This window comes from Paenarthrobacter sp. CAP02 (assembly GCF_040137855.1).
In the GTDB taxonomy this organism is placed as follows: Bacteria; Actinomycetota; Actinomycetes; order Actinomycetales; family Micrococcaceae; genus Arthrobacter.
Genome location: NZ_JBEEII010000015.1, coordinates 15,136 through 42,105, shown reverse-complemented (window position 1 = coordinate 42,105; position 26,970 = coordinate 15,136). Strand labels below are relative to the sequence as shown.

Annotated in this window: 24 protein-coding genes and 1 tRNA gene; 18 read left to right on the top strand and 7 right to left on the bottom strand. The window is 63.4% G+C overall.

Going from position 1 to position 26,970, the window contains the following annotated elements; all coding sequences use genetic code 11:
- The first annotated feature begins 1 nt into the window (after nt 1).
- Together ABHM97_RS19860 and ABHM97_RS19855 are read left to right on the top strand one after the other, a co-directional pair.
- Nucleotides 2-778 carry a histidine phosphatase family protein gene (locus ABHM97_RS19860; protein WP_349471962.1) on the top strand — a complete coding sequence of 259 codons (777 nt, stop codon included), beginning with the start codon at nt 2-4 and terminating at the stop codon, nt 776-778.
- Entirely contained in the window at nt 762-1,685 is a 924-nt protein-coding gene (locus tag ABHM97_RS19855; RefSeq protein WP_349471961.1) for an NAD(P)H-hydrate dehydratase, read from the top strand. The genes ABHM97_RS19860 and ABHM97_RS19855 overlap by 17 nt, the downstream gene beginning before the upstream one ends.
- Before the next feature lie 13 nt (nt 1,686-1,698).
- Here the strand turns inward: ABHM97_RS19855 and ABHM97_RS19850 are convergent, their stop codons facing one another.
- Nucleotides 1,699-3,366 (bottom strand): RecQ family ATP-dependent DNA helicase, encoded by a 1,668-nt coding sequence (locus ABHM97_RS19850; RefSeq protein ID WP_349471960.1) that lies wholly within the window; start codon nt 3,364-3,366, stop codon nt 1,699-1,701.
- Nucleotides 3,367-3,504: 138 nt separating this feature from the next.
- A complete protein-coding gene (locus tag ABHM97_RS19845; protein ID WP_349471959.1) occupies nt 3,505-5,064 on the bottom strand; it encodes a glycoside hydrolase family 32 protein in 1,560 nt (519 codons plus the stop codon).
- 311 nt (nt 5,065-5,375) lie between these two features.
- On the opposite strand from ABHM97_RS19845, the gene ABHM97_RS19840 reads away from it, so the two are divergent.
- From ABHM97_RS19840 to ABHM97_RS19805, 8 genes are all read left to right on the top strand, one after another.
- Nucleotides 5,376-6,812: a family 43 glycosylhydrolase gene (locus tag ABHM97_RS19840; RefSeq protein ID WP_349471958.1), complete on the top strand. Its 1,437-nt coding sequence runs from the start codon at nt 5,376-5,378 to the stop codon at nt 6,810-6,812.
- 45 nt (nt 6,813-6,857) lie between these two features.
- Nucleotides 6,858-8,195: an ABC transporter substrate-binding protein gene (locus ABHM97_RS19835; protein ID WP_349471957.1), complete on the top strand. Its 1,338-nt coding sequence runs from the start codon at nt 6,858-6,860 to the stop codon at nt 8,193-8,195.
- 48 nt (nt 8,196-8,243) lie between these two features.
- Nucleotides 8,244-9,125, top strand: coding sequence for a carbohydrate ABC transporter permease (locus tag ABHM97_RS19830; RefSeq protein WP_309990001.1), 882 nt, complete (start codon nt 8,244-8,246; stop codon nt 9,123-9,125).
- The gene (locus ABHM97_RS19825; RefSeq protein WP_349471956.1) at nt 9,122-10,024 is read left to right on the top strand and encodes a carbohydrate ABC transporter permease; all 903 of its coding nucleotides are present in this window, start codon (nt 9,122-9,124) and stop codon (nt 10,022-10,024) included. The genes ABHM97_RS19830 and ABHM97_RS19825 overlap by 4 nt, the downstream gene beginning before the upstream one ends.
- Nucleotides 10,025-10,062: 38 nt before the next feature.
- The gene (locus tag ABHM97_RS19820; RefSeq protein WP_349471955.1) at nt 10,063-11,142 is read left to right on the top strand and encodes a LacI family DNA-binding transcriptional regulator; all 1,080 of its coding nucleotides are present in this window, start codon (nt 10,063-10,065) and stop codon (nt 11,140-11,142) included.
- A 115-nt stretch (nt 11,143-11,257) separates the two neighbouring features.
- Nucleotides 11,258-12,151: a glucose 1-dehydrogenase gene (locus tag ABHM97_RS19815; protein WP_349471954.1), complete on the top strand. Its 894-nt coding sequence runs from the start codon at nt 11,258-11,260 to the stop codon at nt 12,149-12,151.
- 218 nt (nt 12,152-12,369) lie between these two features.
- Complete coding sequence (locus ABHM97_RS19810) at nt 12,370-12,975, top strand: TasA family protein (protein WP_257368994.1); 606 nt, start codon at nt 12,370-12,372, stop codon at nt 12,973-12,975.
- 86 nt (nt 12,976-13,061) lie between these two features.
- The gene (locus tag ABHM97_RS19805; protein WP_284985867.1) at nt 13,062-13,469 is read left to right on the top strand and encodes an Hpt domain-containing protein; all 408 of its coding nucleotides are present in this window, start codon (nt 13,062-13,064) and stop codon (nt 13,467-13,469) included.
- An 11-nt stretch (nt 13,470-13,480) separates the two neighbouring features.
- On the opposite strand, the gene arr is transcribed toward ABHM97_RS19805, so the two are convergent.
- Nucleotides 13,481-13,891 carry an NAD(+)--rifampin ADP-ribosyltransferase gene (gene arr / locus ABHM97_RS19800; protein ID WP_349471953.1) on the bottom strand — a complete coding sequence of 137 codons (411 nt, stop codon included), beginning with the start codon at nt 13,889-13,891 and terminating at the stop codon, nt 13,481-13,483.
- Nucleotides 13,892-13,979: 88 nt separating this feature from the next.
- Between arr and ABHM97_RS19795 the strand changes: the two genes are divergently transcribed.
- The 3 genes from ABHM97_RS19795 to ABHM97_RS19785 all read left to right on the top strand — a co-directional run bounded on the left by ABHM97_RS19795 (nt 13,980) and on the right by ABHM97_RS19785 (nt 16,552).
- The gene (locus tag ABHM97_RS19795; protein ID WP_349471952.1) at nt 13,980-14,492 is read left to right on the top strand and encodes a DUF2306 domain-containing protein; all 513 of its coding nucleotides are present in this window, start codon (nt 13,980-13,982) and stop codon (nt 14,490-14,492) included.
- Nucleotides 14,489-15,265: an alpha/beta fold hydrolase gene (locus tag ABHM97_RS19790; protein ID WP_349471951.1), complete on the top strand. Its 777-nt coding sequence runs from the start codon at nt 14,489-14,491 to the stop codon at nt 15,263-15,265. Before ABHM97_RS19795 ends, ABHM97_RS19790 begins: the two co-directional genes overlap by 4 nt.
- 519 nt (nt 15,266-15,784) lie before the next feature.
- On the top strand, nt 15,785-16,552 hold the full coding sequence (locus ABHM97_RS19785) for a Fic family protein (protein WP_349471950.1): 768 nt from the start codon (nt 15,785-15,787) through the stop codon (nt 16,550-16,552).
- Between the two features lie 73 nt (nt 16,553-16,625).
- Here ABHM97_RS19785 and ABHM97_RS19780 read toward each other — a convergent pair.
- A tRNA-Thr gene (locus ABHM97_RS19780) sits at nt 16,626-16,699 on the bottom strand.
- A 175-nt stretch (nt 16,700-16,874) separates the two neighbouring features.
- The gene (locus ABHM97_RS19775) at nt 16,875-17,753 is read right to left on the bottom strand and encodes a DsbA family protein (protein WP_235518784.1); all 879 of its coding nucleotides are present in this window, start codon (nt 17,751-17,753) and stop codon (nt 16,875-16,877) included.
- Nucleotides 17,754-17,929: 176 nt separating this feature from the next.
- Here ABHM97_RS19775 and ABHM97_RS19770 point away from each other — a divergent pair, with 176 nt between their 5' ends.
- The 5 genes from ABHM97_RS19770 (at nt 17,930) to ABHM97_RS19750 (ending at nt 24,617) form a co-directional block, all read left to right on the top strand.
- Nucleotides 17,930-19,432 carry an alpha,alpha-trehalose-phosphate synthase (UDP-forming) gene (locus ABHM97_RS19770; protein WP_305082600.1) on the top strand — a complete coding sequence of 501 codons (1,503 nt, stop codon included), beginning with the start codon at nt 17,930-17,932 and terminating at the stop codon, nt 19,430-19,432.
- Nucleotides 19,422-20,225 (top strand): trehalose-phosphatase, encoded by an 804-nt coding sequence (gene otsB / locus ABHM97_RS19765; RefSeq protein WP_349471949.1) that lies wholly within the window; start codon nt 19,422-19,424, stop codon nt 20,223-20,225. The genes ABHM97_RS19770 and otsB overlap by 11 nt, the downstream gene beginning before the upstream one ends.
- 199 nt (nt 20,226-20,424) lie before the next feature.
- Nucleotides 20,425-21,507, top strand: coding sequence for an ABC transporter ATP-binding protein (locus tag ABHM97_RS19760; RefSeq protein ID WP_142936539.1), 1,083 nt, complete (start codon nt 20,425-20,427; stop codon nt 21,505-21,507).
- Nucleotides 21,508-21,612: 105 nt separating this feature from the next.
- Nucleotides 21,613-23,199: a beta-N-acetylhexosaminidase gene (locus tag ABHM97_RS19755; protein WP_349471948.1), complete on the top strand. Its 1,587-nt coding sequence runs from the start codon at nt 21,613-21,615 to the stop codon at nt 23,197-23,199.
- Nucleotides 23,196-24,617, top strand: a complete 1,422-nt coding sequence (locus ABHM97_RS19750; RefSeq protein WP_257369003.1) for a DUF4032 domain-containing protein — start codon at nt 23,196-23,198, stop codon at nt 24,615-24,617. The genes ABHM97_RS19755 and ABHM97_RS19750 overlap by 4 nt, the downstream gene beginning before the upstream one ends.
- Before the next feature lie 7 nt (nt 24,618-24,624).
- Here ABHM97_RS19750 and ABHM97_RS19745 read toward each other — a convergent pair whose 3' ends face one another.
- Together ABHM97_RS19745 and ABHM97_RS19740 are read right to left on the bottom strand one after the other, a co-directional pair.
- Nucleotides 24,625-25,308, bottom strand: a complete 684-nt coding sequence (locus ABHM97_RS19745; RefSeq protein WP_349471947.1) for a GntR family transcriptional regulator — start codon at nt 25,306-25,308, stop codon at nt 24,625-24,627.
- A gap of 52 nt (nt 25,309-25,360) precedes the next feature.
- Nucleotides 25,361-26,827 (bottom strand): chlorohydrolase family protein, encoded by a 1,467-nt coding sequence (locus tag ABHM97_RS19740; RefSeq protein WP_349471946.1) that lies wholly within the window; start codon nt 26,825-26,827, stop codon nt 25,361-25,363.
- Nucleotides 26,828-26,970 lie beyond the last annotated feature (143 nt).

The following is a 26,970-nucleotide window of genomic DNA, read 5'->3' as shown; positions in this document are numbered from 1 at the left end:
AGTGAAAGAGGACGGACTGACAGACGCTGTGCAGGAGGCCGGGGCTGTTGAGTTGCTGCTGATAAGGCACGGTGAGAGCGAAGGCAACGTGGCCGCAACCGAGGCGCACCTGTCCGGTGCCGAAATCATCGATGTGCCTGCGAGGGACCCCGATGTGAAGCTGTCCAGGACCGGGCAGGAGCAGGCCAAAGCCCTGGGAACGGCGTTGGCCAGGATCGCAGAGGAGCTGCGGCCCGATGCCGTGGTGTCCTCCCCCTACGCACGCGCCCGGCAGACAGCGGAAATTGCGGTCGAAACGGCGGGTTGGCCCGTGAAAGTGCTCATAGACGAGCGCCTGCGTGACCGTGAACTGGGAATCCTGGACCGGCTGACACGTCGTGGAGTGGAGAGCAGGTACCCGGATGAGGCCGAGCGGCGGCTCTGGCTCGGCAAGCTGTACTACCGGCCGCCGGGCGGCGAATCGTGGGCGGACGTTGCCCTGCGGCTGCGCTCGGTCCTGGACGAACTCAACACCCTCGCGGCAGGCCACCGGGTGATGTTGGTCTGCCATGACGCCGTGATCCTGCTGGTCCGCTACGTCTTGGAGGGCATGTCCGAGGATGAAATCCTGGACCTCGCGGCGAGCACATCGGTACTCAACGCCTCGATCACCCGCTATGTCCGTCCCAGTGGTGCGGGCCGCTGGGAATTGGAAAGCTTCAACGTGGCCGACCACCTGACCGAGCAAGGCGTGACGGTCACAGAGCACTCCGGAGACGCCAGTGTCCACCCCCAATAACCATGAAGAGCCCACTCTGGTGACCCCGTCCCTGTTGCGTGACTGGCCATTGCCGGCACCGGGCGACAGCAAGTATTCACGTGGAGCAGTGCTGGTCATAGGCGGGGCACGTGCCACCCCGGGCGCGGCTTTGCTTGCCGGCACCGCCGCCCTTCGCGCGGGTGCAGGAAAAATATCGTTGGCGGTCGCTGAATCCGTGGCTGTGCAGGTGGGCATCGCTTTCCCGGAGTGCGGGGCGCTGGGCCTGCCGGAAACAGATGACGGATCTCTAACCGGCGAAGGCCTGGACCGGATATCTTCCTATCTGGACGGTTCGGACGCGGTCCTGATCGGTCCTGGCCTGGACGATCTCGACCTGGCTGAGACGATGCTTAGGGCGCTGCTGGAGCGGGAGGAACAAAGCGGTGACCCGGACGGCGACGGCGGCCCCGCCGTCGTTCTTGACGCTTATGCGCTGGGGGCGCTAACCAAGCTGGAAGACCACATCGGGCCGTGGCGTGGCCGGCTGATCCTCACGCCGAACCCCACCGAAGCCGGGATCCTGCTGGGCCGGGACGTGGACACTCTGGAAGGGGCCATCGTGGAGATCGCCCAACGCTTTGACGCCGTGGTCAGCTGCCAGGGCTACATTGCCGGTCCATCCACCCCGGACGCGGACTCGCCCGGACTCTGGAAAATCACCACAGGCTACGGCGGGTTGGGGACATCGGGCAGCGGCGACGTCCTTGCCGGTGCCATCACCGGGTTACGGGCCCGCGGAACCAGCGACGCTCAGGCTGCGTGCTGGGGCACGCACCTCCACGCCGCTGCGGCCGATCGCCTGGCCAGCAAGCTCGGTCCCTTGGGCTTCCTGGCCCGCGAGCTCAGCGACCAACTCCCTGCCCTCATGCTGGAACTGAACACGTGACGCCCCAGCCAAACTACGCCGGTTTCAGCAGCTCGTGCTCCACCACCGCAGTGCGGGACAGGGTCTTGTAGCCCTCCTGCTCGAACAGGACTGTGATGACGTCATCCTCGTGGCGCATCACCAGGCCCTGCCCCCACTCCTTGTGGATCACCGTTGATTGAAGCGGAAACGGCTCATCAGATGCTGCGGGCACAGGGTCCGTACCAGTCGGAGCTTCGGAAGGGTCCGCCGCCTCGGTGCACGTATCGCAATTGCCGCACGGCTGGGGCATGTCCTCGCCGAAGTACCCCAGGAGGAACTGGCGCCTGCAACCGTCCGTTTCAGCGTAGGCACGCATCATGGTGAGCCGGGATTGGTCTACGCGCTGCCGGGCTTCGGCCAGCTCGACCGCCCGCTCCACCAAAGCGGGCAGCTTGGCTTTGGACGTGAGCCGAACGCCACGTTTTCCGGGGCTGACGGCACTGGCTTCCTCGAGCTGGCTTACCAGCGCGGTGACCCGCCGCGGCGGGAAGCCGGTGAGCTCTGCAATGGCGCTCTTGGGAGCTGGCGCCTTGGCGTTCTTCACCACGGTTAACACCGCGAGAAGAGCCTCGGGGTCCGGCGAATGGGTGCCGAAGAACTTCCGCAGCCCCAAGTCCTCCTCCCGGTAATGGAGGATGGCTGAGGCGGGCTCCCCGTCCCTGCCAGCACGTCCGATTTCCTGATAATAGGCATCCAGGGACTCCGGGATGTCCGCGTGTACGACGAACCGCACGTTTGCCTTGTCGATGCCCATACCGAACGCTGTCGTGGCCACCACAACGTCCAGTTCGTCGTCCAGGAATTGCTGGTGGATGCGTTCGCGTTCGGAGGCATTCCTGCCCGCGTGATAGGCCTCTGCACGGAGCCCGGCCTCGGCTAGCTTGCTGCTGTACTTTTCCGTGTCCTTGCGTGTTGCGGCGTAGAGCAGCCCCAAACCGTCGGTCTTGGCCAATGCGGCGACCTGTTCCACCACGGCCTTACGCTTGCCTTTGTCGTCCTGGTGGCGGACGACGTCGAGGCTGATGTTGGGGCGGTCGAAACCGCGGACCAGGATCAGTGGGTCCGTCATGCCCAGGCGCTCCACGATCTCGTCGCGCACCGGCGGGGAGGCCGTGGCGGTCAATGCCAGCACTGGCGGGTTGCCCAAGCGTTTGCGGACATTTCCAAGGTCCAGGTAGTCGGGCCGGAAGTCGTGACCCCAGGACGAAACACAATGCGCCTCGTCAACGACGAACATGGTGACGTCCATCGCGGCGATCCGGTCCACCGTCTCCTGCTTGGCCAGTTGCTCCGGCGCGAGGAAGAGGAATGTGGCACGGCCTGAACCCGCTGCCTCCCATGCGGCCTCCACGTCGGCATCACTGTGGGACGAGTTGACCGCGACTGCGGCGCCCTCCCCCAGGTCCTCGGCCAGGCCGTCGAGCTGGTCCTCCTGCAAGGCAATGAGGGGAGAAATCACGACGGCGGGTCGTCCCGTTTTGTTGTGAAGGTACTGGGCCGCCACCTGGTAGGTGGCGGACTTGCCGTACCCGGTGGGCATGACGGCCAGGACATCACGGCCCTCGACCAGGGCACTCATGCCGGCCAGTTGGCCGTCGCGCAAAGTTGGCAGGGAAAAAGCTGACGCCGCAAGGGCGGCGAGGTCTACGTCGTCGGACATTAAGAGGAAAGCTCCGCATAGGTGGTTCCTGCGGCCACTTGCATCAGCCGAGGTAACCAGCCTAGCGCGAGGCGAGGGCCGCCGTCGTCCGTGTCCTTGCGTTTGTGGATAACGACGTAACCCCGCCCCGCTGCGCCGCTAGATGGGATTCCCGAACTCGCGGATGGTTATTCCGGTGAAGGTCGCTGGGCCACCGTCGGCGTACAGCGAAATGCCGGTGTCACCTTCAGCGAAATGCACCTGCTGCGACACCACCGTGTGCCCGGAATTGACGAAGACCTCCACGCTTTGGGTGTCGACAAAAATCCGCAGGTGCACTGACCGCGCGCCGGCGTCGATGGGCGCGGCAGCACGCGTGTAAGGCGTCAGCGCGTATCCGCTCTGGTCTGACGGCGCACGGTCCACGTAGAGGTCCCCACCGTATTTGCCAATATTGGTGTGCCGCGAACCGTCGGCGGAACGCCCCACGGACACCCCAACATTCGCTGCGGCATCCCAGGAAATGTCGAGCTCCAACTCGTACGCGCGGCCCGACCACGGAAGCACTGCGCTTCCGTTCACCGTGCGATCAGGAAGCTGAACGGTGGCTGTCGCGTAGGACTCGAGAGCGGCGATGGGGGCGCTCAACAGGCTGTACCAGCCACCGGACTGGCGCTCCAGCCGAAGCTCCCGGACTATCGAGTTCTGCCCGTTGTAGCCATCCGTTGCGTCCGTGGGGACGTCGCGGGCAGCGTACTTCCAGTTGTTCATCCAGGCGACGGCGAGCCGCTTTGTTTCGGGCGCTTCCACGGCCGGCCACGTCACCGCGGCGTACCAATCCCACCCCCAATCGAGCCACTGGGGCGTCAGGTTATCGGCTGTGAACATCGTGCCGTTCCAGGAACCAGTCCAGTAGGCGTAGGTCATCGGCAGGCCAATGCTGTACGCATCCATACTCGCCCCGAAGATCCAATGCCGGGTGCCGTCGTCGGCGGTCATCTCGTACAGATCGGGGCATTCGATCCCGCCGAGCGCGTGGTTCGGGTAGTCGAAGTTGGAGGTCCACTGCCAGTCGCGCAGGTTGGATGAGGTGTAGAAGGCTGCGTAGCGTGCCCGCCCGATGACACACACCCATTCGTTCCGTGCGGTGTCCCAGTGAATCTTCGGGTCACGGAACCACTCGGCATTTTCGATCTCCGCGGGCGTCGTGGCGGCGCGACCGTCGGTATTCACGATCACCGGGTCCGGCAGCGCTGTGAAGGTAAAGCCGCCATCCGTGGACCAATAGAGGTATTGCTCCTGGTACTTGCGGATCCCGTCCGTGGGCTTGGTCGCGAGGGCGATCACCGCCCCCGCGCCAAAGCCCGCCGTGTTCGCTGTATCCACCACCGCCGATCCTGACCACACAGGAAAATCGGACTGGAGCGGCATCACCACACCGTGGTGGGTGAACGAGACGCCGTCATTGGTGGTCGCGTGGTCCCATCCGCCCTGGCCGTTGTTGATGCTGGAGTGCAGGTAATAGAGCTGGTAGGCACCGTTGGTGTGGACCGGCCGTTGGGGATCACACAGCCAACCAGACGGCGGTGTCATGTGGTAAACCGCCCTGAGGGAGGGCGCCGCTTGGGCTGTTCCGGCGGCGACGCCTCCCATGAGCAGCGCCAAAGCGCCCGCTCCCGTCCCTTGCAGGACTGTTCGGCGTGAAAATTTGAGCGTCATGAAGTGGTTCCTCTCAAGCATTCAGTGGCATGAGGACGTGACAAAGGGGCCGGCAGGGTGTGGCCGGGCACGCAAAAGCTACGCCGTCATAGGGCTGGAGAACATGTTTCGATGACGGTGACCAGGTCAGCCCGCTCGGCGTCGAGGGAGCGCGGTTTGTCATCGGTAGCTAGGACCATAGTGGCTTCCCGAGGCAACGGTCAAGCGTTTTAGCATCGCAACATTATTTTGCTAAAACGCTTGATCAGTTGATGTGACCTGCGCTACCTTCATGGTGATCAAACGCTTTAGCAGAATGGACATCAGCGCAGATGAAACGCTCAGTCTTCTTCCAGCCCGCCGACGGATGGGTTGGGGACCTCATCCCCTTCGAGAAGGACGGGGAGTTCTGGCTCTTCTACCTTCATGAAGAACGCTCCCACCCCAAGCCCGGAACGGCATGGAACCTGGTCACCACCAAAGACCTCACCCAGTTCGAAAACCACGGTGTCGCCCTGCCGCACGGAACCGAGGATGAACCGGACTTCAATGCCTACACCGGCAGCGTGACAGTCGACGGTGACGGCACCCACCACCTGTTCTACACCGGCCAAAATCCGGGAAACCTGGGCCCTGACGGCGCTCCCCTCCAACTGGTCATGCACGCCACCAGTACTGACGGGATGCGGAGCTGGACCAAGCACCCGGAGCTCACCTTCGGCGCACCGGAAGGGTACGAGACCGGCGACTGGCGCGACCCCTTCGTCTTTTACGATCAGGGAAGCGGACTCTGGCGCATGCTCATCGCAGCCCGGCACTCCAAGGGCCCCGAACGCCGCCGGGGTGTCATCGCCCAGTGCGTCTCCCGGGATTTGATGACCTGGGATTATGCGGATCCGTTCTGGGACCCGCGCCGCTACATCACCCACGAGTGCCCGGACGTTTTCCAATGGGGCGACTGGTGGTACATGGTGTACTCCGAGTTCTCCGAATCGTTCACCACCAGGTACCGCATGGCCAAAAGTCCCACCGGTCCATGGTCGGTCCCCGAGCTGGACAGCATCGACGGCCGCGCCTTCTACGCTTCGAAGAGCGCCGCCCGCGACGATCGTCGTTTCTTCTTCGGCTGGATAGCCAGCAAGGAAGGCAACGCCGACGACGGTTCGTGGCAGTGGGCGGGCACCATGTCCGTCCTGGAAGCCCGCCAGAACTCGGACGGGACACTCGGCTTCGGTTTTGCCGACGAACTCGTGGAGAGCTTCTGGGAGGACGTGCCCGTAACGCTGCCCGTTCCACTTCCGGCCACCCTGGACGTGCCGGACAACTACTCCGCCATGGTCTCGAACGAGGAACTGCCCAGCCAGTTCTACGCGAAGGCCGTGTTCGACATAGCGCCCAACACCACCGAATGCGGGCTGCTGCTCCGGTCAAGCCACGACGGCGACCAGTCCTACGTGCTGCGCCTCGAACCCAAACGGGGCCGACTGGTCCTCGATCGTTGGCCCCGTGAAGTGACCGGCGATGCCCAGTGGCAGGTGTCGGGCGATGTGCCCTTCGACATCGCCTTGGAACGCCCCTGCCACCTCGCCGCAGGCAAGCACACGCTCGAGGTGATGGTCGACGGCGACACGTGCGTCGCCGTCGTCGACCGCCAAGTGGCGCTGAGCGCAAGGATCTATGACCGCCCCACGGGACGGATCGGCGTCTTCGCCGGCGAAGGCGCGGTCACCGTGGCCGAACTTGAGATACGCCAACGCACCGACAACTGAATATCCCCAACCCATCATTCCGACCAATCAAGGGAGATTGTCCCCATGAAGAAGCTTTTCCGAGCCGCGGCTGTTGCGGCTGCCTGCGCGCTGGCGCTGACCGCGTGTGGTGGCGGCGGCACCGCGGGCAACCCAACCGACGTGAGTCCTACCGGCGAGATCAAGCCCCGCGAAATCTCCTGGCTGCTGTCCCGGCCCGCCGACGGCGCCGTCATCAACATCATGAAGAAGCTCGCCGATGACTACGCCAAGGACCACCCTGGCTTCGCGCTGAACCTCATCACCACCCCGGACCGCCCCTCCTACATCCAAAAGCTCGAAACGTTGGCCGCCGCGAACAAGCTCCCTGAACTGTTCGACACGGACGCCACCCCCTTCGCCCAGCAGCTGGCCAAGCAGGGCAAGATGGTTGACGCCGATAAACTGCTCAAATCCTTGGGCGTCTACGACGACTACCGCCCCGGGGCCCTGGACTACCAGCGCTTCGACGACGGCTCCCTGTACATGATTCCGTTTCAGTTCGAGCTCGAATTCATGTGGTACAACAAGGCACTGCTGCAAAAGGCCGGCGTTTCCGTTCCGAAGTCCCTCGATGACGTCCCTGCCATGTGCACGGCGTTGAGGAAGGCCGGCATCACCCCCATTGCCCTGGACGGACAGGACCAGTGGCCGTTGGAACGCTACGTCGCCTACCAGCCGTTCCGTGAAGCCGGGCCGGAGTTCGTGCAGAAACTGAAGAAGGGCGAGGCCTCATTCGCCGACCCGGCCGGGAAAAAGACGGTGGGGTGGCTGGCCGAACTCGGCAAGGCCAACTGCTTCCAGGACGGATTCTCGGCCCAAGGCTATTCGGACGCCCAGAACCAGTTCACCTCCGGCCAAGCAGCCATGTACAACATCGGAACCTGGGAACTCCCCAGCCTTGCCACCGACAAACTGAACCCTGCCGTGCGGAACGACATCGACTTCTTCACCCTCCCCACCACTGAGGGATCGGTGACGGGATCCAACGAGTACGTCTCGCCGTCGGGAATCGGCATGGCCGTGAACTCCAAGACCTACGATCCGCTGGTCAGCGACTTCCTGAAGTTCGCCCTGGGGAAGTATCCGGCTGAATACGCCGCAACCGGCGCCCTGTCCCCCACCACCACCGTCCAAACCGCGGTGCCGGCGAACGCCACGCCGCTGTACAAGAAGGCCCTCGACGCTGCGAACGGCCTCGGGAGCAAGCAGGCCATGCCATGGGACACCCAACTGGATCCAACCACCAACGGCAGGTTGCAGCAGGAACTCGTCCTCCTTGTGCAGGGAAACATCACCCCTGAACAGTTCACGCAAACGATGGACGACGCCATCAAGCAGAACGCGCCCAAGTTCTTCAAGTAGACACACATGCGGGGGGCTGCAAAAGCCCCCCGCACCGAAAGGCCCACCATGCTTCCCAACAGGTCAAGGACCTCAGTCCTGGTATTCCTGCTCCCGCCCCTCCTGCTCTATTGCGCAGCCGTGCTCTTCCCGATCCTCCAGTCGTTGTTCCTGAGCTTCTTCTCGTGGAACGGCATCAGCGACATGGAGTTCGTCGGACTGGCAAATTACGTCAGGATGCTCACTGCCGATGACATTTTCTGGCGCTCATTCTTCAATGCCCTGCTTTACCTGGCTATCTGCCTGGTCCTGCAACTCGGCGGCGCGCTGGTGGTCGCCAGCCTGTTGACCTCCCTGCGTCGCGGCCGGGAACTCATCAAGACCCTCTACTTGCTGCCCGCCGTCATCTCGACCGTAGCCATTGCGTTTCTCTTCGTACGTATCTACTCGATCGACCCCGTGGGCCTGCTGAACCAGTTGTTGCACTGGGTAGGCCTGGGGTCCTTGGAGCGGGCGTGGCTCTCTGATGTGAACACCGTCCTGGCGGCAGTGTCCGCGCCGGAAGGCTGGCGCTTCACGGGTCTCTACATGCTCATCATCTATGCGGCCCTCATCGCCGTACCCAAGGAGCTCGAAGAAGCCGCGGTCCTTGACGGCGCCTCCAAGTGGACGCTTTTCACCAAGATCCGGTTCCCGTACATCCGCCCGGTATGGATAACCACCACCATCATGGCCACCACTTATGGCCTGCGCGGGTTCGACATCCCCTACCTGATGACCAACGGAGGCCCGGGTCAATCGTCGGAGCTGCTGACCACCTACATGTACAAGACAGCATTCACCAGTACCGATTTCGGGTACGCAAGCACCATCTCCGTGTTCATCGTGATCGAGTGCCTCGTCGCCGTCGGCCTCATCCTGTTCATGCTCAAGCGGAAGGCAGACTCATGATCGCCCAGACAGCCCCGGCCACTACCCGCACTGCCCCACCACCGGCACCCGTTTACAAGCCGCGTCGCCGCAAGCCCAGCCTCTACCGGACCCTCTCCCGGGTCCTGATCATGCTCATCGTGATTGTCCAGGTCTACCCTCTGGCATGGCTGTTCCTCACCAGCCTTCGCACCGAACAGGACTTCGCCACGGGAGACCCGTTCGCCCTCCCAGGTTCCCTGACCTGGGAGAACTACGCCCGCGCCTTCGAAACGGGAGACCTGGGCCGGAATATCCTCAACAGCTTCATCGTGACCATGGGCGCCAACCTGCTCATTGTCTTGTTCGGAATGATGGCCGCCTACGCCATCCAGGTTCTGGGCTTCCGTTTCAGCCGGTTTGTTCGGGGCCTGTTCCTGGTCGGGATTATTGTTCCCGTCCAAATCGCACTTGTCCCGCTCTTCATTGATTACTCAACCGTGAACCTGCTGGACACCTATCAGTCGATGATTATCCCGCTGGCCGGATTTGCCCTCCCGATGTCGATTTACCTGTTCTCATCCTTCTTCGAATACATTCCCCGCGAAACCTACGAAGCTGCTTCACTGGACGGCGCTGGGCCCTATCGGATTTTCGGTCTCATCACCTTGCCGTTGTCATTGAACACCGTGGTCACAGTGGTCCTGGTCAACAGCATCTTTATCTGGAACGACTTCATTTTCGCCAACACTTTTGTCCTTTCGGAGGAACTGAAAACAATCCCGTTGGGCCTGCAAAACTACATCGGTGCCATGGGCAAGGTTGACTGGACGGCCACTTTCGCAGCAGTGTGCGTAACTATCACGCCATTGCTCCTGGTTTTCCTGGTGCTGAACAAGGCCATGATCCAGGGCCTTGAAAGCGGGGCGACCAAGGGATGACGGCATCCACGGGCGGATATACTCCTGGTGGAGGACAGATGATTTCGCAGGAGAAAAATCCAGGCAACGCGGCCACCCCCGACGTTCCTGTCACAAGGGACCGCGTACATCCAGTGACCCTCCGCGAAGTGGCAGAAGCAGCCGGCGTTTCCACGGCCACAGTCTCCCTGGTGATCAACAAGAAAAAGAACGCGCGCATCGCAGACGAAACGCGCCGGCGCGTCAACGACGCCATTCGGCAGCTCGGATACCGTCCCAATGCGATGGCCAAGAACCTGGTCAGTGGAACCTCAAAGTTCATCGGGCTGGTCGCCGACGGAGTTGCCACTACCCCCTTCGCCGGCCAGATCATCCACGGCGCACAGGACGAAGCCTGGAAACACGGGTACGCGCTCCTGATAGCCAACACCGAGGGCAACGTGGACCTGGAAAAAGACGCCATCGCCATGATGCTGGAGTACAAGGTCCGCGGCATCCTGTACTCCACCTGGTTCCACCGGCCCACCGACGTTCCGTCGACGTTGCGGGAATCCGATTTTGTCCTGGTCAACTGCTTTTCGCCGGATTCACCGTCTGCCCGGGCTGTGGTTCCGGACGAGGCCCAAGGCGGGCAGTCGGCAACGGAGATCCTCCTCCGTGGAGGCCACCGCCGGATCGCCTTCATCAACACCACCACCCCTGCCCCGGCAAAGGACGGACGGCTCGCCGGCTACCGTGCAGCGCTGGATGCTGCGGGCGTACCCTTCGACCCTTCACTGGTCCTGGAGGCTTACCCGGACCAGGAAGGCGGCTACGGCGCTACCGGGGAGCTCTTGGAACTCGACGTGTCCGCCGTTTACTGCTACAACGACCGGATGGCCATGGGCCTGTACGACGGCCTGCGGGAGAACGGCCTGTCCATCCCGGACGACATCGCGGTGGTGGGGTTCGACAACCAGGAAGTCATCGCAGCACACCTTCGGCCGCCGCTCTCCACGGTATCGTTGCCCCACTACGAGCTCGGGGCGGCCGGCGTCCGCATGCTGCTGGGCCTTGAGGCAGCCCCGGACAATGCTGCTTTGAAAATCGAATGCCCGGCTGTTGAGCGTGCTTCCGTCGCCGTTCACTCGGCGGCATAGACACCGGTATCCGCTTGCGACTTGGCACGCACACCTCCACGTGCCTAAGGTAGAAATCGTAAGCCTACTTAGCTTTTCCGTCCGAGTTCCACGATGAAGGACCAGGAGGACCACCATGACTGACCAGTACACCTTCCGAAACCCGGTCACCGCCTACGAGCACATTTCCCCGCCCAAGCAGCACCAGCCTGAGCCCGGCCTCGACGCAGAACTGACGCCGCAGGCGGACCTGGGCGAAGAAAGCTACCGGGGCACGGGGCGGCTGGAAGGACGCAAAGCGATCATCACCGGGGCCGACTCCGGCATCGGAGCCGCTACCGCCATCGCCTTCGCACGCGAGGGAGCCGACGTCGTCCTTTCCTACCTGCCCGAAGAGGAAGAAGACGCGGCCCGGATCGCCAACCTCATCGAAGCCGCAGGCCGCAAGGCCGTCAAGGTTCCCGGCGACCTCAAGGACTCATCCACCTGCCAGGAACTCGTGGACACCGCCGTCGCCGTGTTGGGCGGGGTGGACATCCTGGTCAACAACGCCGGCAAGCAGGTGGCCCAGAAGGACCTCGCCGACATCACGGACGAGCAGTTCGACCACACGCTGAAGACCAACGTGTACGCGATGTTCTGGTTGACCAAGGCCGCCCTCCCGCACTTGGAGCCAGGCTCAACCATCATCAACACCACCTCCATCCAGGCCTACAACCCCTCGCCGACGCTGGTGGATTACGCCACCACCAAGGCAAGCATCAACAACTTCACCAAGGGCCTGGCGCAGCAGCTTGCGCCCAAGGGAATCCGCGTGAACGCGGTGGCTCCAGGACCGATCTGGACACCGCTGCAGGTCAGCAGCGGTCAGCCGAAGGAGGAACTGCCCGAATTCGGCCATTCGACTCCCCTGGGCCGCGCCGGCCAACCCGCTGAGCTCGCCCCGGCGTATGTCTTCCTCGCCTCGCCTGAATCCAGCTACGTGGTGGGCGAAACGCTGAACGTCAACGGCGGCAACCCCACCCCGTAGGACCGCTCTAACTGAATAACGACGCCGGTGCCTCCCCCTTGTGGGGAGGCACCGTTGCGTTTGGCGCGAGTCTTGAGGTTTTCCTGAGGGACTGTTGCGGGTTTGCAGGATTGGTTCTTGAGGGTGGCCCTGCAGAGTAGTTCTTGTCAGCCAGAGAGGCTGGAACGAAGAACGGCCGGCCGGTCTCACGGTGGCCTACCGAAAGGACATTGATTCCCATGGCCATCAGCCTCAAGACCACCTCCGGCAAGATCCTCGCTTCCGTCGCACTGGTCGGCACCGCGGCCGCCGTCGCCGGCATGGGAACCTACGGCGCGTTCACCTCCTCGACCTCCGCCTCACAGGCCGTCACCGCAGGAACCGTCACCATCGCCCTGGGCACCGGCGCCAACAACACCCTCAACGTCCCCGTCGCGGGCCTGCTGCCCGGCGACAAAGTCGAAAAGCTCGTCACCCTGGCCAACACCGGCAACTCCGACCTGAACAACGTCACCCTCACCACCTCCGCCGGCGCCACCGGATCCCTGCTCACCACCGACACCACCAACGGCCTGCAGCTGACCATCGAGAACTGCTCCGTTGCCTGGACCGGCACCGCCGCCCCCTACACCTGCGCCGGCACCAAGACCACCGTCCTGGCCTCGGCCCCCGTCATCACCGCGAACAAGGTCCTGAACAACCTGACCTCCCTGACCAGCACCAAGACCGACAACCTCAAAGTCACCACCGCGTTCCCCACCACCGCGGACAACACCTTCCAGGGCGCCACCTCCACCATCGCCTTCTCCTTCACCGGCACCCAACGCACCGAAACCACCAAGTAACCAACCACCGCACCACCAAGCTCCGGGGACCGGCCTGTTTGCCCTTCAGGCCGGTCCCCGGTCCACACCCGAAAGGAAGTCCAGGAATGAGCGCACCGCGAAACAACCGTGAAGGCCTCGACCTGGACCGGCTCCGCAGCCTCGCCGACGACCTCGGCGACCCTGCCCCGGCGTTGCGGTTCCTGACCAAGTACCTGTCCATGCTTACCGGCCGCGTTGAACGGATCGCACGGGCCGTGGAACAGGGAGACGAGGAAGAGACCACCAATGCTGTCCTGAGCCTGAAGATCAGCTCAGCGATGGTTGGGGCGATCGAAACCGAGCACCAATGCCGGGCCATCGAATCCATGATCAGGGAAGACCACTTCGACTACGCGGCCGACGCGCTTCCAGCCCTCCGGCAGACCGCGGACCGCTGCGTGGCAGCCCGATCTGACCTCATCAGCGCGGCCCACGCCTCCATGACGCGGCACGGTGGATTCTTCCGGGCCTGAAGGGCCTGGCACTAGTTGATGATCTCGCCGCGTTCGTCCGCAAGGATCGCGCCCAGGCGTTCCTTCCAGGCACTCAGCGCCTCCGGGGTCAGACGGGTCCAGTTGGTCACTTCGCCGATCACGCGGAGTGGCGCGGTGCTCCGATACGAACGGGTGGGGTTGCCCGGAAACTTCTTGTCCGTCACGTTCGGATCATCCTCGAAGGGTCCGGTCGGTTCCACAGCGTAGACCCGCGGCTCACCCTCCCCGGCTGCGAGCTCAGCGGCAAGTCCCGCACCGTCCCTCAGAGCAGTGAAGTAGATGTGGTTCATAATCACTTCCGGACGGTAGTTGGACCTGAAGCCCGCCCTCAGGAGGTCTCCCTCCCGGAGATCTGCCTTGGTGCCATGGAAGAAGGGGCCGTCGTCACGAGGTTGGGTCACGGGACCACCCTAACCCCGCGACACGAAGCTCCGTAGCGTTCAACCGGGCTGAGGCGGATCGGTCCGCCCTGACCACTAGGCTGGCCGTATGCCTTCGCCGTGGACATTCCTCATTGCATTGCACGCCATCGCCGCAGGCTACTCGCTGATCTTCGGCGCCGTGAACCTGCTCCGCCGCAACAAAGGCAGTGTGGCGCACAGGATTCTGGGCCGTATCTGGGCTGTGGCAATGTACGTAGTGGTGCTTACCTCCTTCGGGATCCGGACCATTGACGGCGGGTTCAACTGGCTCCATGCTCTCTCGGTTCTGACTTTCTGCACGCTGACCGTCGGCTTATGGTCGGTACGCAAAGGCAACATCCGAGCCCACCAACGCTTCATGACCGGGAGTTACTTTGGCCTTGTCGGAGCCTTTATCGGCGTGGTGGCCGTCCCGGATCGGCGGCTCCCCCAGATGGCTGTTCACGACCTCGCGGCCCTCACCCTGTGGGCTGGAGCCCTCGCACTCACCGCAGGACTCACCGTTGCCGGCCTGCTGCAATTGCGCCCAGGACCGGGGCCCAGCCCAGCATCCGGGAGCAGGGATAAAGTGGCACGGTGAACTTCGCCGAAGCGCCCGACGGCACCGGACTCGCCTGGACGTCCGAGGGCGAAGGCGAGCCACTGCTCCTCATCGCCGGACAGGCAACGGCAATGGATGGTTGGGGCCCGACGGCGGAACTCTTGTCCCGCTTTTACCGCGTCATCCGCTTCGATCACCGAGGGATTGGACGGAGTGGGCGGGGTGACGCCGATCGGTACACCACGCGGCTCCTCGCCGAAGACGCAGCAGCTGTCCTCTCCGCCGCCGGAGCGGACAACGCACATGTGTACGGCCACTCAATGGGTGGGCGCGTTGGGCAATGGTTGGCCATTGATCATCCGGAGACGGTCCGCACCTTGATCCTCGCCGCCACCAGTGGCGGCAAATGGCCGGATCCAGCAACCCAACCCGACAGGGATGCCCTCGAAGCGCTGGTGGGCGGCGACATGTCCCGGCTCGAACCGCTCTTCTTCGACGCCGACTGGGTCCAGCGCAATCCTGACGCGACGCATGCTTTCTTCAATTCCCCGGCCTCGGCATGGGCCAAAGCCCGGCATTTCAGGGCGAGCCGGGACCACGACGCGTGGAGCGCACTGGGGTCCATCAAGGCACCCACTTTGATACTTCATGGGACTGTTGACCGGCTCACCCCATTGCCCAATGCCCTGCTCCTCCGCCGGCATATTCCCCGGTCAGTGCTGGTGCGGGTGCCCGGCGCTGGTCACGGTCTCCATTTGGACCGCCCCGAAACAGTCGATTGGATCCGTCAATTCATCGCCCGCACAACGTGAACGCAAGCCTCCCTGGCTGCGCGGCTTATCCGACCGGCTGGAGTTTAGGATCCTCACCGAGTTGGCTGGTGGGAACTTTGTAGGTTTCCCTCAGGCGGACCATGGATGTTGGTTCCCTCCCATCATCCGGTTCAGGCAGAAGCGTTGGTCCGCAGCGGTCGTAGACGTTCGACTGAGCGCCGGCAACATGAGAACCAGGGACGCTGATATTCTCATTTCACACTCACTATGAGAAAATCAGGGTTATACCTTCTCAAAGGAAACCATGAACTCCCAGGCTAGACACCCGCACGGCATCCCCGCCGGCGGACAGTTTGCCGCAAACCCGCACGCCGAACCAGGCGTCTCCCTGTTCGACGGCGCCGGGGGCTGGCCGGCAATTGGCTATGAGGAGCATCCGCTGGCGCCCGCAAGATCGCCCTGGCCCAGCTTGGTGACACCTCCAGCACAAACGCCTCACTGATCGCCTCCAATGTCAGGGCCCTGCAGGCTGCGATCGACCTGTCCGAGGACCTGTCAGTGCAGAACATCGCGGTCATGCACCACGCCCTGCTGAACGCCTCCGACGAAAACATCGCCGGTGAGTACCGGGACGCGCAGAACTGGATCCGCGGCAACTCCCCACACACGGCCGAGTTCGTCCCGCCCCACCCGGATCGGGTGATGCCGGCAGTCGAGGACCTGGTGACCTTCATGCAGCGTGACGACATCCCGGCCCTGACCCAAGCGGCGATCGCGCACGCCCAGTTCGAAACCATCCACCCATTCGCCGACGGCAACGGCCGCACCGGGCGAGCCATCGTCAGCGCCCTGCTGCGTGCTAAGGGCGTCACCGAGAACGTCACCGTGCCCGTGTCCTCGGGATTGCTGACCGATACCCGCCTGTACTTCCACGCACTGGGCGCCTACCGCGAAGGGGACATCCAGCCGATCGTGGAGCGCTTTGCCGAGTCCGCTGTCCGCGCCGTCGACAACGGCCGGCAACTGACGACAGACATTGAGGCGGTAGAAGCAAGCTACAGGGAACGCCTGGCGGGTGCACCCTCATCCGTCCGTAAAGTCCTGGACCTGGTACCAAAGGAGCCGGCACTGACGGCTGAAATGGTCGCCGAACACACTGGGGCCTCCATGGCCACCGCCTACCGGGCAGTGGAACGGCTGGAACACGCGGGCGTCTTGGCATCCGCCGGAAAAATCCGCGGCACCCGGGTTTGGGTGGCTCCGGACATCATCGCAGCCCTGGACGCCTTCGCCGACCGGGCAGGACGCAGAAACAGGCATCGATAAAGACCGGACGCGTTCTACAGAGCAGCAGAAAACCCCTCCATCCCGGCAAGCGCCGGAATGGAGGGGTTCGCGGAGCCCCCTGTCGGATTCGAACCGACGACCCCCGCTTTACAAGAGCGGTGCTCTGGCCAACTGAGCTAAGGAGGCGTAACAACACAGGCGTAACAACACATCAGCGCCGCCGAAACAACGCTAGACAAGGTTAGCCCACACCCTCCCCCGCAACGAAATTCGGAAGCAGTGCGGTACCACGGGACCAAGAACAAACGGCGGCCGGCCACCCCGTGAGGGTGACCGGCCGCCGTCGTAATTCAAGGAAGGCTTAGCCCTTTGCCGTGATGGCGGTCTGGATTTCAGCGTTCAGGTCCGTGGAGCCGTCCCACTGCTTGCCGTCGACAAAAACGGTAGGCGTACCCGTGACGCCGATCGCTGCGGCTTCCTGCGTAGCAACCTTCACCCAGGGGCGGTACTGCTTGCTGTCGACGCAGGAGTCGATGTTTGCCGCACCTACCTCGGTGGCCATGGCCTTCAGGTCCTTGTCAGAGATGCCTGCGCTGCCTTCAGCCGGCTGGCGCTCAAAGAGGAGGTTGAAGAAGTCCGCGTACTTTTCCGGGGAAGAGTTCACTACGCAGGCCGCAGCGTTGGCCGCGCGCGAGGAGTAGTTGGTGGTGGACTGCTGGTCCAGGAAGCCAAGTGCGCGGTATTCGAGGGAGATTTTTCCATCGTTTCGGAGCTTGGTCAGCGAGTCACCGTAAGTGGTCTCGAAGCGCTTGCAGACGGGGCAGATGAAGTCGATGTAGGCAACAACCTTGACCGGCTTTCCGGCTTCAGCCTCGCCACCGGGAACAGTTACGGTTGCGGGCTTGCTGGCCAGCGGAGCAGGAACGTCGGCCACGTTGACGGTGGCGGGTTCGGACTTCACAACCTCGCTGTTGGCCAGCAGGGTGACGCCACCGTGGACGTTGCCGTTGGCGGGGGTGGGGCCGTTGTCGGCAATCGGCGCGTTGTTCTGGACGTTGCCAACAACCACGAACGCCACCACCGCGATGATGACAACGATGGCAACCACGATGCCCCAGCCGACCAGAAGCTTGTTGCGCTTCTCTTTCTTCAACTGCTCTTCGCGGATTGCGCGCGCTTTTTCCCGTGCCTGGGCGGTGCGCTCAGCCTTGGACAGGCGGGATTCGTTTGCGGGGCTCATCAGTTCCTCGGGTTACTCGACGTCGTAGTGAATATCTAGGGCAACGGGGACAGTTTACGGGAGCGAACTTGGAGCTCTACCGCACACCCTCCCGCCCGGTTGTTGAACGATCAACTGCCCGTGAAGATTCCACTAGTAGGCTGGGAGTTGAGTCACAGCAACCCCAGGGAGCGTTAATGCAGGAACCGGCAAGCGAAAAACTCAGTACCGAACAAGCCCCCAAGGCTTCTCCAACCAAGAAGCCTACGGCCAGCACGTTCGATTTCATGGTGGTCTCCAACAGGTTGCCTGTGGACCGTTGCAGCAGCGACGGCAACGACGACGGCGGTGACGGCTGGCGCCGTTCGCCCGGCGGCCTGGTCACGGCCCTGGCCCCCATGATGACAAAGTCCGACGGCGCGTGGGTGGGTTGGCATGGGGCCCCCGACGAGACGGTGCGGCCCTTCAGCCACGAAGGCATGGACCTGGTCCCGGTCCAGCTCAGCAGCCACGAAGTTGAACTGTATTACGAGGGCTTCTCTAACGCGACCATCTGGCCGCTCTACCATGACGTCATCGCCCCGCCGGAGTTCCACCGTACGTGGTGGGACTCCTACCGGACGGTCAACAAGAAGTTCGCCGACGCCGTCATCCGCCACGCCGCGGACGGCGCCACTGTGTGGGTCCAGGACTACCAGCTCCAGCTGGTGCCCCGCCTGCTGCGTCAGGCGCGGCCGGACCTGAAGATCGGCTTCTTCAACCACATCCCGTTCCCTCCGCCGGAAATTTTCGCGCAACTGCCCTGGCGCCGCGAGATCATCGACGGCCTGCTGGGGGCGGACCTTCTGGGCTTCCAGCGTCCCAGCGATGCCGGCAACTTCATGCGCTCCGCACGCCGGTTCCTGGGCGCCAGCGTCAAGCAGCAGCAGGTCCACGTGAAGGGCCCCGACGGCGAAGTCACCCACATCGCCCGGGCCCAGGCCTTCCCGATCTCCATCGACGTGGACCAGATCCGGCAGCTGGCAAGCAATCCGGACATCATTGAGCGTGCCAAGCAGATCCGCCGGGACCTCGGCAACCCCAAGACCATCCTCCTGGGCGTCGACCGGCTCGACTACACCAAGGGAATCGGGCACCGGCTCAAGGCTTTCGAGGAACTCCTCGCTGACGGGCAGATCAAAGTCGAGGACGCCACGCTCATCCAGGTGGCCAGCCCCAGCCGCGAGCGCGTGGAACAGTACAGGCTGCTTCGCGAGGAAATCGAAGGCACCGTCGGTCACATCAACGGCACCTATGACACAATCCAGAACACAGCCGTCCGCTACCTGCACCACAGCTACCCGGTGGAGGAGATGGTGGCGCTGTACCTGGCCGCCGACGTCATGTTGGTGACCGCACTGCGCGATGGCATGAACCTGGTGGCCAAGGAGTATGTGACCGCCCGCGCCGATGACAACGGGGCGTTGGTGCTGAGCGAATTCGCCGGCGCCGCGGACCAGCTCAAGCAGGCGTTCCTCATCAATCCGCACGACATCGACGGCCTCAAATCAGCCATCCTCCGCGCGGTCAACCTCGAGCCCAAAGAGGCCCGCCGCCGCATGAAACTCATGCGGAAGCAGATCCTGGACCACGACGTCGACCACTGGTCGGCCGAGTTCCTGGCCGCACTTGAGGAAAAGGTGGTCCGCGATGACAGCTGAAAAACTGTCCTTGAAGCCCGAACTGCTGGACGCCATCCGCCGCATCGCCAACACCGAGCAGCTCCTGGTGGCCCTCGACTTCGACGGCACGCTCTCCCCTCTGGTGGACCGCGCAGAGGACGCCCGGCCGCTCCCGCGGTCCGCCGCCGCTTTGACGGAACTCGCCGAACTTCCACGCACGACGACGGCACTCATCTCAGGCCGGGCATTGGACAGCTTGCGGCTGGTCGCCTCCCCTCCGGCCGCCACGCTGCTGGTTGGGAGCCACGGGGCAGAGGTCTGGCTGGGCGAAGGCTCCCACGGTTTGGAACTGGACGAGGAACAGCGCACAACGCTGGCTGCAGTTCGTGATGTGCTCCAGGAAATCGTGGAGACGGCTCCCGGGACGGTGCTCGAAGACAAGCCTGCCGGTGTCGTCCTCCATACGAGGATGGCAAAGGACGACGTTGCCGAGGACGCTGTGGAAGCCGCTACGCGCGTGCTCCGCGAATATGCAGGTGTCTATTTGAAGACGGGCAAGCGGGTGCTGGAAACCTCGGTAGTCCACGCTTCAAAGGGTGAGGCTGTGGAGTTCCTCCGGCAGGCAACCGGCGCGACGGCCATACTGTTCGCCGGGGATGACGTCACGGATGAGGATGCTCTGGGCCGGCTGATGGGTGATGACGTGGGCATCAAAGTCGGCTTGGACTTCACCCAAGCGCAGTACCGCGTGGAGGCTCCAGTCCACATGGCGGAGCTGCTGGAGGCGCTGCTGAGGGAGCGTCGCCGCGTGGTCGCTAGGCCCGACCGGTGACCAACGGCACATGTGACCTTTGTAACATTTAGGTCTTTCATCCAAAAGTCTGACATACTCTTGGATGTGATGTGACGCACAGCACCGTGCGACGTCACACGATCCTCCCCGGCCAATGGCCGGGGAGTTCAACTGAAGAAAATGAACCATTCACAACGGATCGTCCGGCACGTACCTGCCGGTGAAGGGATTGATAACTGTGGCTACAGTTACTTTTGATAACGCTACGCGTCTGTACCCGGGCACAGATAAGCCCGCCGTCGATAAGCTCAACATCGACATCGCCGATGGCGAATTCCTGGTCCTCGTTGGACCCTCCGGTTGCGGTAAGTCCACCTCGCTGCGCATGCTCGCAGGTCTTGAGGACGTCAACGCAGGCCGCATCCTCATCGGCGACCGCGACGTCACGGACGTTCCGCCGAAGGACCGCGACATCGCAATGGTCTTCCAGAACTACGCCCTCTACCCGCACATGACTGTTGCGGACAACATGGGCTTCGCCCTGAAGATCGCCGGCGTTTCCAAGGAAGAGCGCGCAGAGCGCGTCCGCGAAGCCGCCAAGCTCCTCGACCTCGAGCAGTACTTGGACCGCAAGCCAAAGGCACTCTCCGGCGGTCAGCGCCAGCGTGTTGCCATGGGTCGCGCAATCGTCCGAAACCCCCAGGTCTTCCTCATGGATGAGCCGCTTTCCAACCTTGACGCCAAGCTCCGCGTCCAGACCCGTACGCAGATCGCGTCCCTGACCCGCCGCCTGGGCGTCACCACGGTTTACGTGACGCACGACCAGGTCGAGGCCATGACCATGGGTGACCGCGTGGCTGTGCTAAAGGACGGCCTGCTGCAGCAGGTTGACACCCCGCGCAACCTGTACGACCGCCCGCAAAACGTCTTCGTTGCAGGCTTCATTGGCTCCCCTGCCATGAACCTGCTGGAACTGCCGGTAGTCGACGGCGGCGTTCAGTTCGGTGGAACGGTCTACCCCGTGCCGCGCGACGTCCTCCAGGAAGCACACGGCCAGACGGTTACCGTTGGCTCGCGTCCGGAAGATCTGGAGACGGTCGGCAACGGCGAAGGCCTCCAGGTCGAGGTTGACGTTGTTGAAGAGCTCGGCGCCGACGCTTACGTCTACGGCCACACCATCCTTGATGGCAAGAGCCACGACATCGTCGCCCGCGTCGATGGCCGTCGCCCCCCGATGAAGGGCGAGTCCATCTTTGTTCGTCCGCAGTCCGGCCACGTCCACCTGTTCGACACCAAGACCGGCCTCCGCCTGGGCGACTAAGTCCCCACCGGCGCTGACGCGTCTGTACGTTCCGCATTGTGATAGCGGCCCGACCCCTCACGGTCGGGCCGCTCTCGCGTTAACCTTTCTCCCAGGAAGAACGGCATGAACACGACAGATACCCTGATCCCCCGCCCCTCGCACGTCGAACACCTGGACAGCCCTGCCTTCACGCTCTCCCCCAAAGCCCGGATCGTGGCCAGTGATCCTGCCGTGCCCGTCGCTGAGCAGCTTGCCTCGCTCCTGCGTCGCGGCACCGGTTTCGAGCTGCCCATAACGGAGGACGCCCGCCCCGGTGACATCGTCCTCGAGCTGGTGGACATGTTCGACGGCGGCCCGGAAGCGTACTCGCTCACTGTCACCAGCGATGCCATCCGGCTTTCGTCCTCCACTGATGCCGGCCTGTTCAACGGAGTGCAGACACTGCGGCAGCTTTTCCCCGCATCCATCGAGGGTACGGAGTCGGGCGCCGATGGCGTCTGGGTGATTCCCGCCGTCGAAATCGTTGACGCGCCGCGTTTCGCCTACCGTGGCCTCATGCTGGATGTTGCCCGCAACTTCTTCACTGTGGAGGAGGTGAAGGAGCAGATCGATGTCATGACCCAGTTCAAGCTGAATGCACTGCACCTGCACCTAACCGATGACCAGGCGTGGCGCATCGAAATCCTGGAGCCCAAGGAGAATCCGTCCGGGCTGGACTACGCGAACCTCACCCGGCTGGGCGGCACGGGCGCCGTCGAGGTCCCCACTGCCGTGCCCGCGCGCGGCAACTCGGGCTTCTACACGCAGCAGGATTTCCGGGACATCCAGGCGTACGCCGCCAGCCGCAATGTCCTGGTGGTGCCGGAAATCGACCTCCCCGGGCACGTCAACGCCGCCCTCGCCGCCATCCCGCAGCTCAGCCCGGACGGCGAGGCCAAACCCATGAGCACCACGGCCGAGGTTGGCTGGTCAACCCTGAGCGCGGACCTACCGACCACCTACGAGTTCGCCCGCGAAGTCCTCGGACAGCTCGCCGACATCACAGTAGGCCCGTACCTGCACATCGGCGGAGACGAAGCCCACGTCACAGCACACGAGGACTACGTCGCCATGGTGCAGCAGTTTGTCCAGATAGCCGCCGCGACGGGCAAGGCCGTGGTGGGTTGGAACGAGTTTGCCGCCGTCGAGCTTCCGGAAGATGCGGTGATCCAGTACTGGCACGGCGATCTGGAGGCCACCGTGCGACAGGCCCATAACAGCGGAACACCGGTCATCATGTCCCCCGCAGCGAACACCTACCTGGACCAGAAATATGCACCGGAAAGTCCTGTTGGTTTGTCGTGGGTGGAAGGCGGCCCCTTCACCTGGTCCGAGTATTACAACTGGGACCCGGCCCAGAGCGGCCTGCACGACGAACAGATCCTCGGCGTCGAAGGCCCCCTGTGGTCTGAGACGGTACGGAACAACAAACAGGCCCAGTGGCTCCTGTACCCACGGGCGGTCTCACTGGCGGAAGTGGCCTGGTCCGGCCAGGAAGTCCGCAACGCCGGTGACTTCCGACGTCGGCTCGGCGCCTTGGGTGAGCGGCTCACGCGGCAAGGCGTCGTCTTCCAGGAAGCGCCCGACGTCGAATGGTCGGCGAAGCCGGAGTACCCCTTTTCAGGCGCGATGACCGCCGGCGACCCCAAGTACGGAACAATTGAGGCATGAGCGAGCAAAACGGAGCCCAGTGGCACGACGAACCCACCGACTACGGGCAGATCGGCAAGCTCCCCAGGACTGAGGCGGCCAGCGCGCAGGACACCGCACCGCCGGCCAGCGTGATCGGTTCGCTGAACATCACTGCTGCGGCAGCCGATCCCGAGCTGCTGGACCTGCCGTGGCACATCGCCCTGGAGGACTGGCCAGCCGAGAACCTCGCCGCCCTGCCCCGCGGTATTTCCCGGCACATCGTCCGTTTTGCCCACCTTGGCGGATCGGTCATTGCCATCAAGGAAACCTCAGAACACGTCGCCCGCCACGAGTACCACATGCTCCGTAAGCTGGCCCGGCTGGACGTTCCCTGCGTGGAACCCGTGGCCGTCATCACCGGCCGCACCACCGCGGATGGGCGTCCGCTGAACCCCGTGCTGGTCACCCGGCACCTGAAATTCTCCATGCCCTACCGCGCGTTGTTCTCCCAGATGCTGCGGAAGGACACGCTGACACGCCTCATTGACGCGCAGGCACTGCTGCTGGTGCGCCTGCACCTGGTGGGTTTCTACTGGGGTGACGTGTCACTGTCCAACACCCTGTTCCGCCGTGACGCCGGTGCTTTCGCCGCTTACCTGGTGGACGCAGAAACGGGTGAGCTCTACCCGGACCTTTCCATGGGCCAGCGTGAATATGACCTCGAAATAGCCCGGGTGAACATTGCCGGTGAACTGATGGACCTGTTGGACGGTGGGCTGATCGAGGAAAAGGTCGACCCGGTAGCCACCAGCGAGCTGATCATGGACAGCTACCGCCGGCTCTGGACCGAGCTCACGGAGAAGGAGTCCTTTGAGCTCGGCGAGCGTTGGCGCGTGGGTGCGCGCATCCGCCGCCTCAACGAGCTGGGCTTCGATGTGGAGGAATACGCCATCAAGACCACGGCGGACGGCTCCACCATCCAGCTCCAGCCCAAAGTGGTCGACGCCGGCCACCACCAGCGGCGGTTGCTCCGCCTCACGGGCCTGGACGCCCAGGAGAACCAAGCCCGCAGGCTGTTGAACGACATGGACCAGTTCCGTGCCGACAACAACCCGGAACTGGATGAGGAAATCAGCGCCCATATTTGGGTGAGCCAGATCTTCGAACCCATTGTCCGTTCCATACCCCGCCACTTGGCCGGGAAGCTGGAACCGGCAGAGGTGGTCCATGAGGTCCTGGAGCACCGCTGGTACATGAGCCAGAAGCAGGACAGGTACGTCCCGTTGGCGGAGACTGTGCAGTCCTACCTGGACACCGTGCTGCAGCACCGCCGCGACGAGGCAGCCATCATGCTGAATCCGGACACTGAGTTGTTGAAGATCCTTGAGGTCGAAGTGGAGGAATCCGGCCGCTACGACGACGAGGATGAAGACGAGTACCCGGACGCCGACGACTAGTGCAGCTTCAGGGCTCCAACGTCTCGGCGAGCCCGGACAGGACCGGTTCGCGGCCCAGCTCGATGTGCGAGTACGCCAGGGAGTAGGCCAGATCGGGCCGGCCTTTCAAGATGGCGTTGCAGAGCTCGGTGTGCTCGTCGCGTTGGAGTTCGTTGCTGCGGTTGTGCGCCAGCCCGAAAATCCACCGCATCCTGCCGAACAGCGGCTTCACGGACTCGATCAGCAGGCGGTTTCCGGACAGGCGGACGATTTCGGCGTGGAGTTCGGCACTGATCACGGCGACGTCCTCCGTCCGGTCCTCATCGATGGCCGAAGTGGAGGCCTGCATCAGCTCCTCCAACCGGCCGCCGTCGGCACCTTCTGCCACCCGGGTGGCAGCCATCCGGGCGGCGAACGTTTCCAGGCACAGCCGGATGTCGAACAGTTCGTTGACGTCGGTGAGGGTCAGCTGCCGGACCACGGCACCGCGGCGCGGGAACGTCTGGACAAAACCGTCCTGTTCCAGGCGTTGGATGGCTTCACGCACCGGAATACGCGAGACGTTGTAGACCTCGGAGAGTTCGCGTTCTCGTAAACGCATGCCCTGGGCATACGTGCCTGTGACTATGCCTTCGAGCACCAGTTGATAGACGTTCTCGGCGCGGGCCTCGTCGTCGCGGCCAGTTCCGGTTTCCGGCATCGCCTCAGCCACTGTCAAACCTTCCTTCACACCCTTGCACGCCTCGTGTGCCGGACGGCGCCGGTCAGCGTTCCAACCGAGCATACACGGGAGGAAACAGCTCATTGGCCGGGCGGTTCAGGGTGTCCCGAACGCTGTAGGCCTGGCGCATCTTGTCGAACAATTCCTGGCCCTTCAGGCGCCAATAGTCCAGGTCCACCCCGTCGATCACACCGTCAGCCATGATGGTTCGGCCGGCCACCACGGACAGCACAGCCTGGCGGGCTGTTCCGTTCAGGATAAGCGTCCGGAGTGGATCGTCGTGGACGCCGTCACGGATGTCTCCCAAGGAGAAGGCCACCAGGTCCGCCTGGGCTCCGGGCTCCAACCGGCCCAGGTCCGGGCGGCGGAGGGCATGCGCACCACCGAGCGTGGCTGCGTCGAAGTATCCCGCAACATCACCGGCGTCGTTGGTTCCGGCGAGGATTTTCGCGAGCTGCACCCCGGCGTCGATCCCGCGGATCAGGTCCGGCGGGAAGGAGTCCGTGCCCAGCGAAATGTTGATGCCCGCTTCCTTGTAAGCATTGAAGGAATCCAGGGCACTGCCGTAACGCATGGACGTGAGCGGGCAGTGGATGATGCTTGCACCGCTGTCCGCAAGCGTTGAGAGGTCGCCGCGGTCCTCGCCGAACACGGCCGGGTTGCGGTCTGTGTAGGTGGCATGCGGAATCAGCAGCCGTTCGCCCAACAGACCCACCTGTTCAAGGAGCTCCAAGGGCGCCACTCCATGCCGGTCCAGGATGAGTTCGCGTTCCATCAGGCCCTGCAGGGAGTGGAGGCGCACCAGGATGTCCCTGCCCGCAGATGCCGCCGCCGTTTCCTTCAGCAAACCTATGTCCAGTGTTTCGATCCGGCACGGGAGCAGGACGCCAGTCACCAGAGGGTCCTTAAGTTCCGTCGCATGGTCGATGAAGCGCAACGCATCGGCAAAACCCTCACGGCCACGCTCGACGTCGAACATCACCGAACGCTTGCCGCTCTCCAGGACGACGTTCACGCCCGAGCGGTAGGCAGGACCCAGGAAGCCGCGCAGGCCGAGGCGTCGGCTGGTGTCGGCCATTCCCACCAGCTCATCGAAGGGCTCGGCCCATTCGGAGTGTACTTCGGAGGCGATGGGCATGTAGGTGGTGATGCCGTGCAGGATGAGCTGGATCAGGGCGTACTCGCGGATTTGCTGGCGCTCTTCGGGAGTAAAGACGTCTGCGCGGCGGTTCCGGAAGTAGTCCTCCGACCACTGGTGCCCTTTGGCGTGTTCCGGTCCGGCCCAGCTGTCCAGGATGAGGTGGTCGATGTCCGTGAGCGCGTCGAGGTCGATCAGGCCGGGCATCAGCACGGCGTCACCGAGCTGACGCTCTTCGTCCACGGGTCCGGTGTAGTCATGGCCGACGTACTCAATGGTGGAGCCGTCATACACAACGCAGGCGTCTTCAAGGAGGACGTGGTGTCCGTTGTGATAACCCAGCACGTAGCGGGCGGTGACCTTGGTTGGCACGGGCGGCTCCTCGTTGTTCCTGTCCTCTGCGTACTCAGCGCGAGGATCTTTCTGGTATTCCAAACAGTACATTATTTGTGATTTACATCGCATGAATCCTGATCTAATCTATTTTGGTATACAAGAACTCCGGAGCACGCTCC

What these genes read in the sequence shown, in the direction of transcription:
- ABHM97_RS19830 (WP_309990001.1), top strand. Translation starts at nt 8,244, where the DNA reads ATGCTTCCCAACAGGTCAAGGACCTCAGTCCTGGTATTCCTGCTCCCG.
- ABHM97_RS19755 (WP_349471948.1), top strand. Translation starts at nt 21,613, where the DNA reads ATGAACACGACAGATACCCTGATCCCCCGCCCCTCGCACGTCGAACAC.
- ABHM97_RS19845 (WP_349471959.1), bottom strand. Translation starts at nt 5,064, where the DNA reads ATGACGCTCAAATTTTCACGCCGAACAGTCCTGCAAGGGACGGGAGCG.
- ABHM97_RS19835 (WP_349471957.1), top strand. Translation starts at nt 6,858, where the DNA reads ATGAAGAAGCTTTTCCGAGCCGCGGCTGTTGCGGCTGCCTGCGCGCTG.
- ABHM97_RS19750 (WP_257369003.1), top strand. Translation starts at nt 23,196, where the DNA reads ATGAGCGAGCAAAACGGAGCCCAGTGGCACGACGAACCCACCGACTAC.
- ABHM97_RS19815 (WP_349471954.1), top strand. Translation starts at nt 11,258, where the DNA reads ATGACTGACCAGTACACCTTCCGAAACCCGGTCACCGCCTACGAGCAC.
- ABHM97_RS19825 (WP_349471956.1), top strand. Translation starts at nt 9,122, where the DNA reads ATGATCGCCCAGACAGCCCCGGCCACTACCCGCACTGCCCCACCACCG.
- ABHM97_RS19795 (WP_349471952.1), top strand. Translation starts at nt 13,980, where the DNA reads ATGCCTTCGCCGTGGACATTCCTCATTGCATTGCACGCCATCGCCGCA.
- ABHM97_RS19840 (WP_349471958.1), top strand. Translation starts at nt 5,376, where the DNA reads ATGAAACGCTCAGTCTTCTTCCAGCCCGCCGACGGATGGGTTGGGGAC.
- ABHM97_RS19770 (WP_305082600.1), top strand. Translation starts at nt 17,930, where the DNA reads ATGCAGGAACCGGCAAGCGAAAAACTCAGTACCGAACAAGCCCCCAAG.
- ABHM97_RS19810 (WP_257368994.1), top strand. Translation starts at nt 12,370, where the DNA reads ATGGCCATCAGCCTCAAGACCACCTCCGGCAAGATCCTCGCTTCCGTC.
- otsB (WP_349471949.1), top strand. Translation starts at nt 19,422, where the DNA reads ATGACAGCTGAAAAACTGTCCTTGAAGCCCGAACTGCTGGACGCCATC.
- ABHM97_RS19850 (WP_349471960.1), bottom strand. Translation starts at nt 3,366, where the DNA reads ATGTCCGACGACGTAGACCTCGCCGCCCTTGCGGCGTCAGCTTTTTCC.
- ABHM97_RS19775 (WP_235518784.1), bottom strand. Translation starts at nt 17,753, where the DNA reads ATGAGCCCCGCAAACGAATCCCGCCTGTCCAAGGCTGAGCGCACCGCC.
- ABHM97_RS19805 (WP_284985867.1), top strand. Translation starts at nt 13,062, where the DNA reads ATGAGCGCACCGCGAAACAACCGTGAAGGCCTCGACCTGGACCGGCTC.
- ABHM97_RS19820 (WP_349471955.1), top strand. Translation starts at nt 10,063, where the DNA reads ATGATTTCGCAGGAGAAAAATCCAGGCAACGCGGCCACCCCCGACGTT.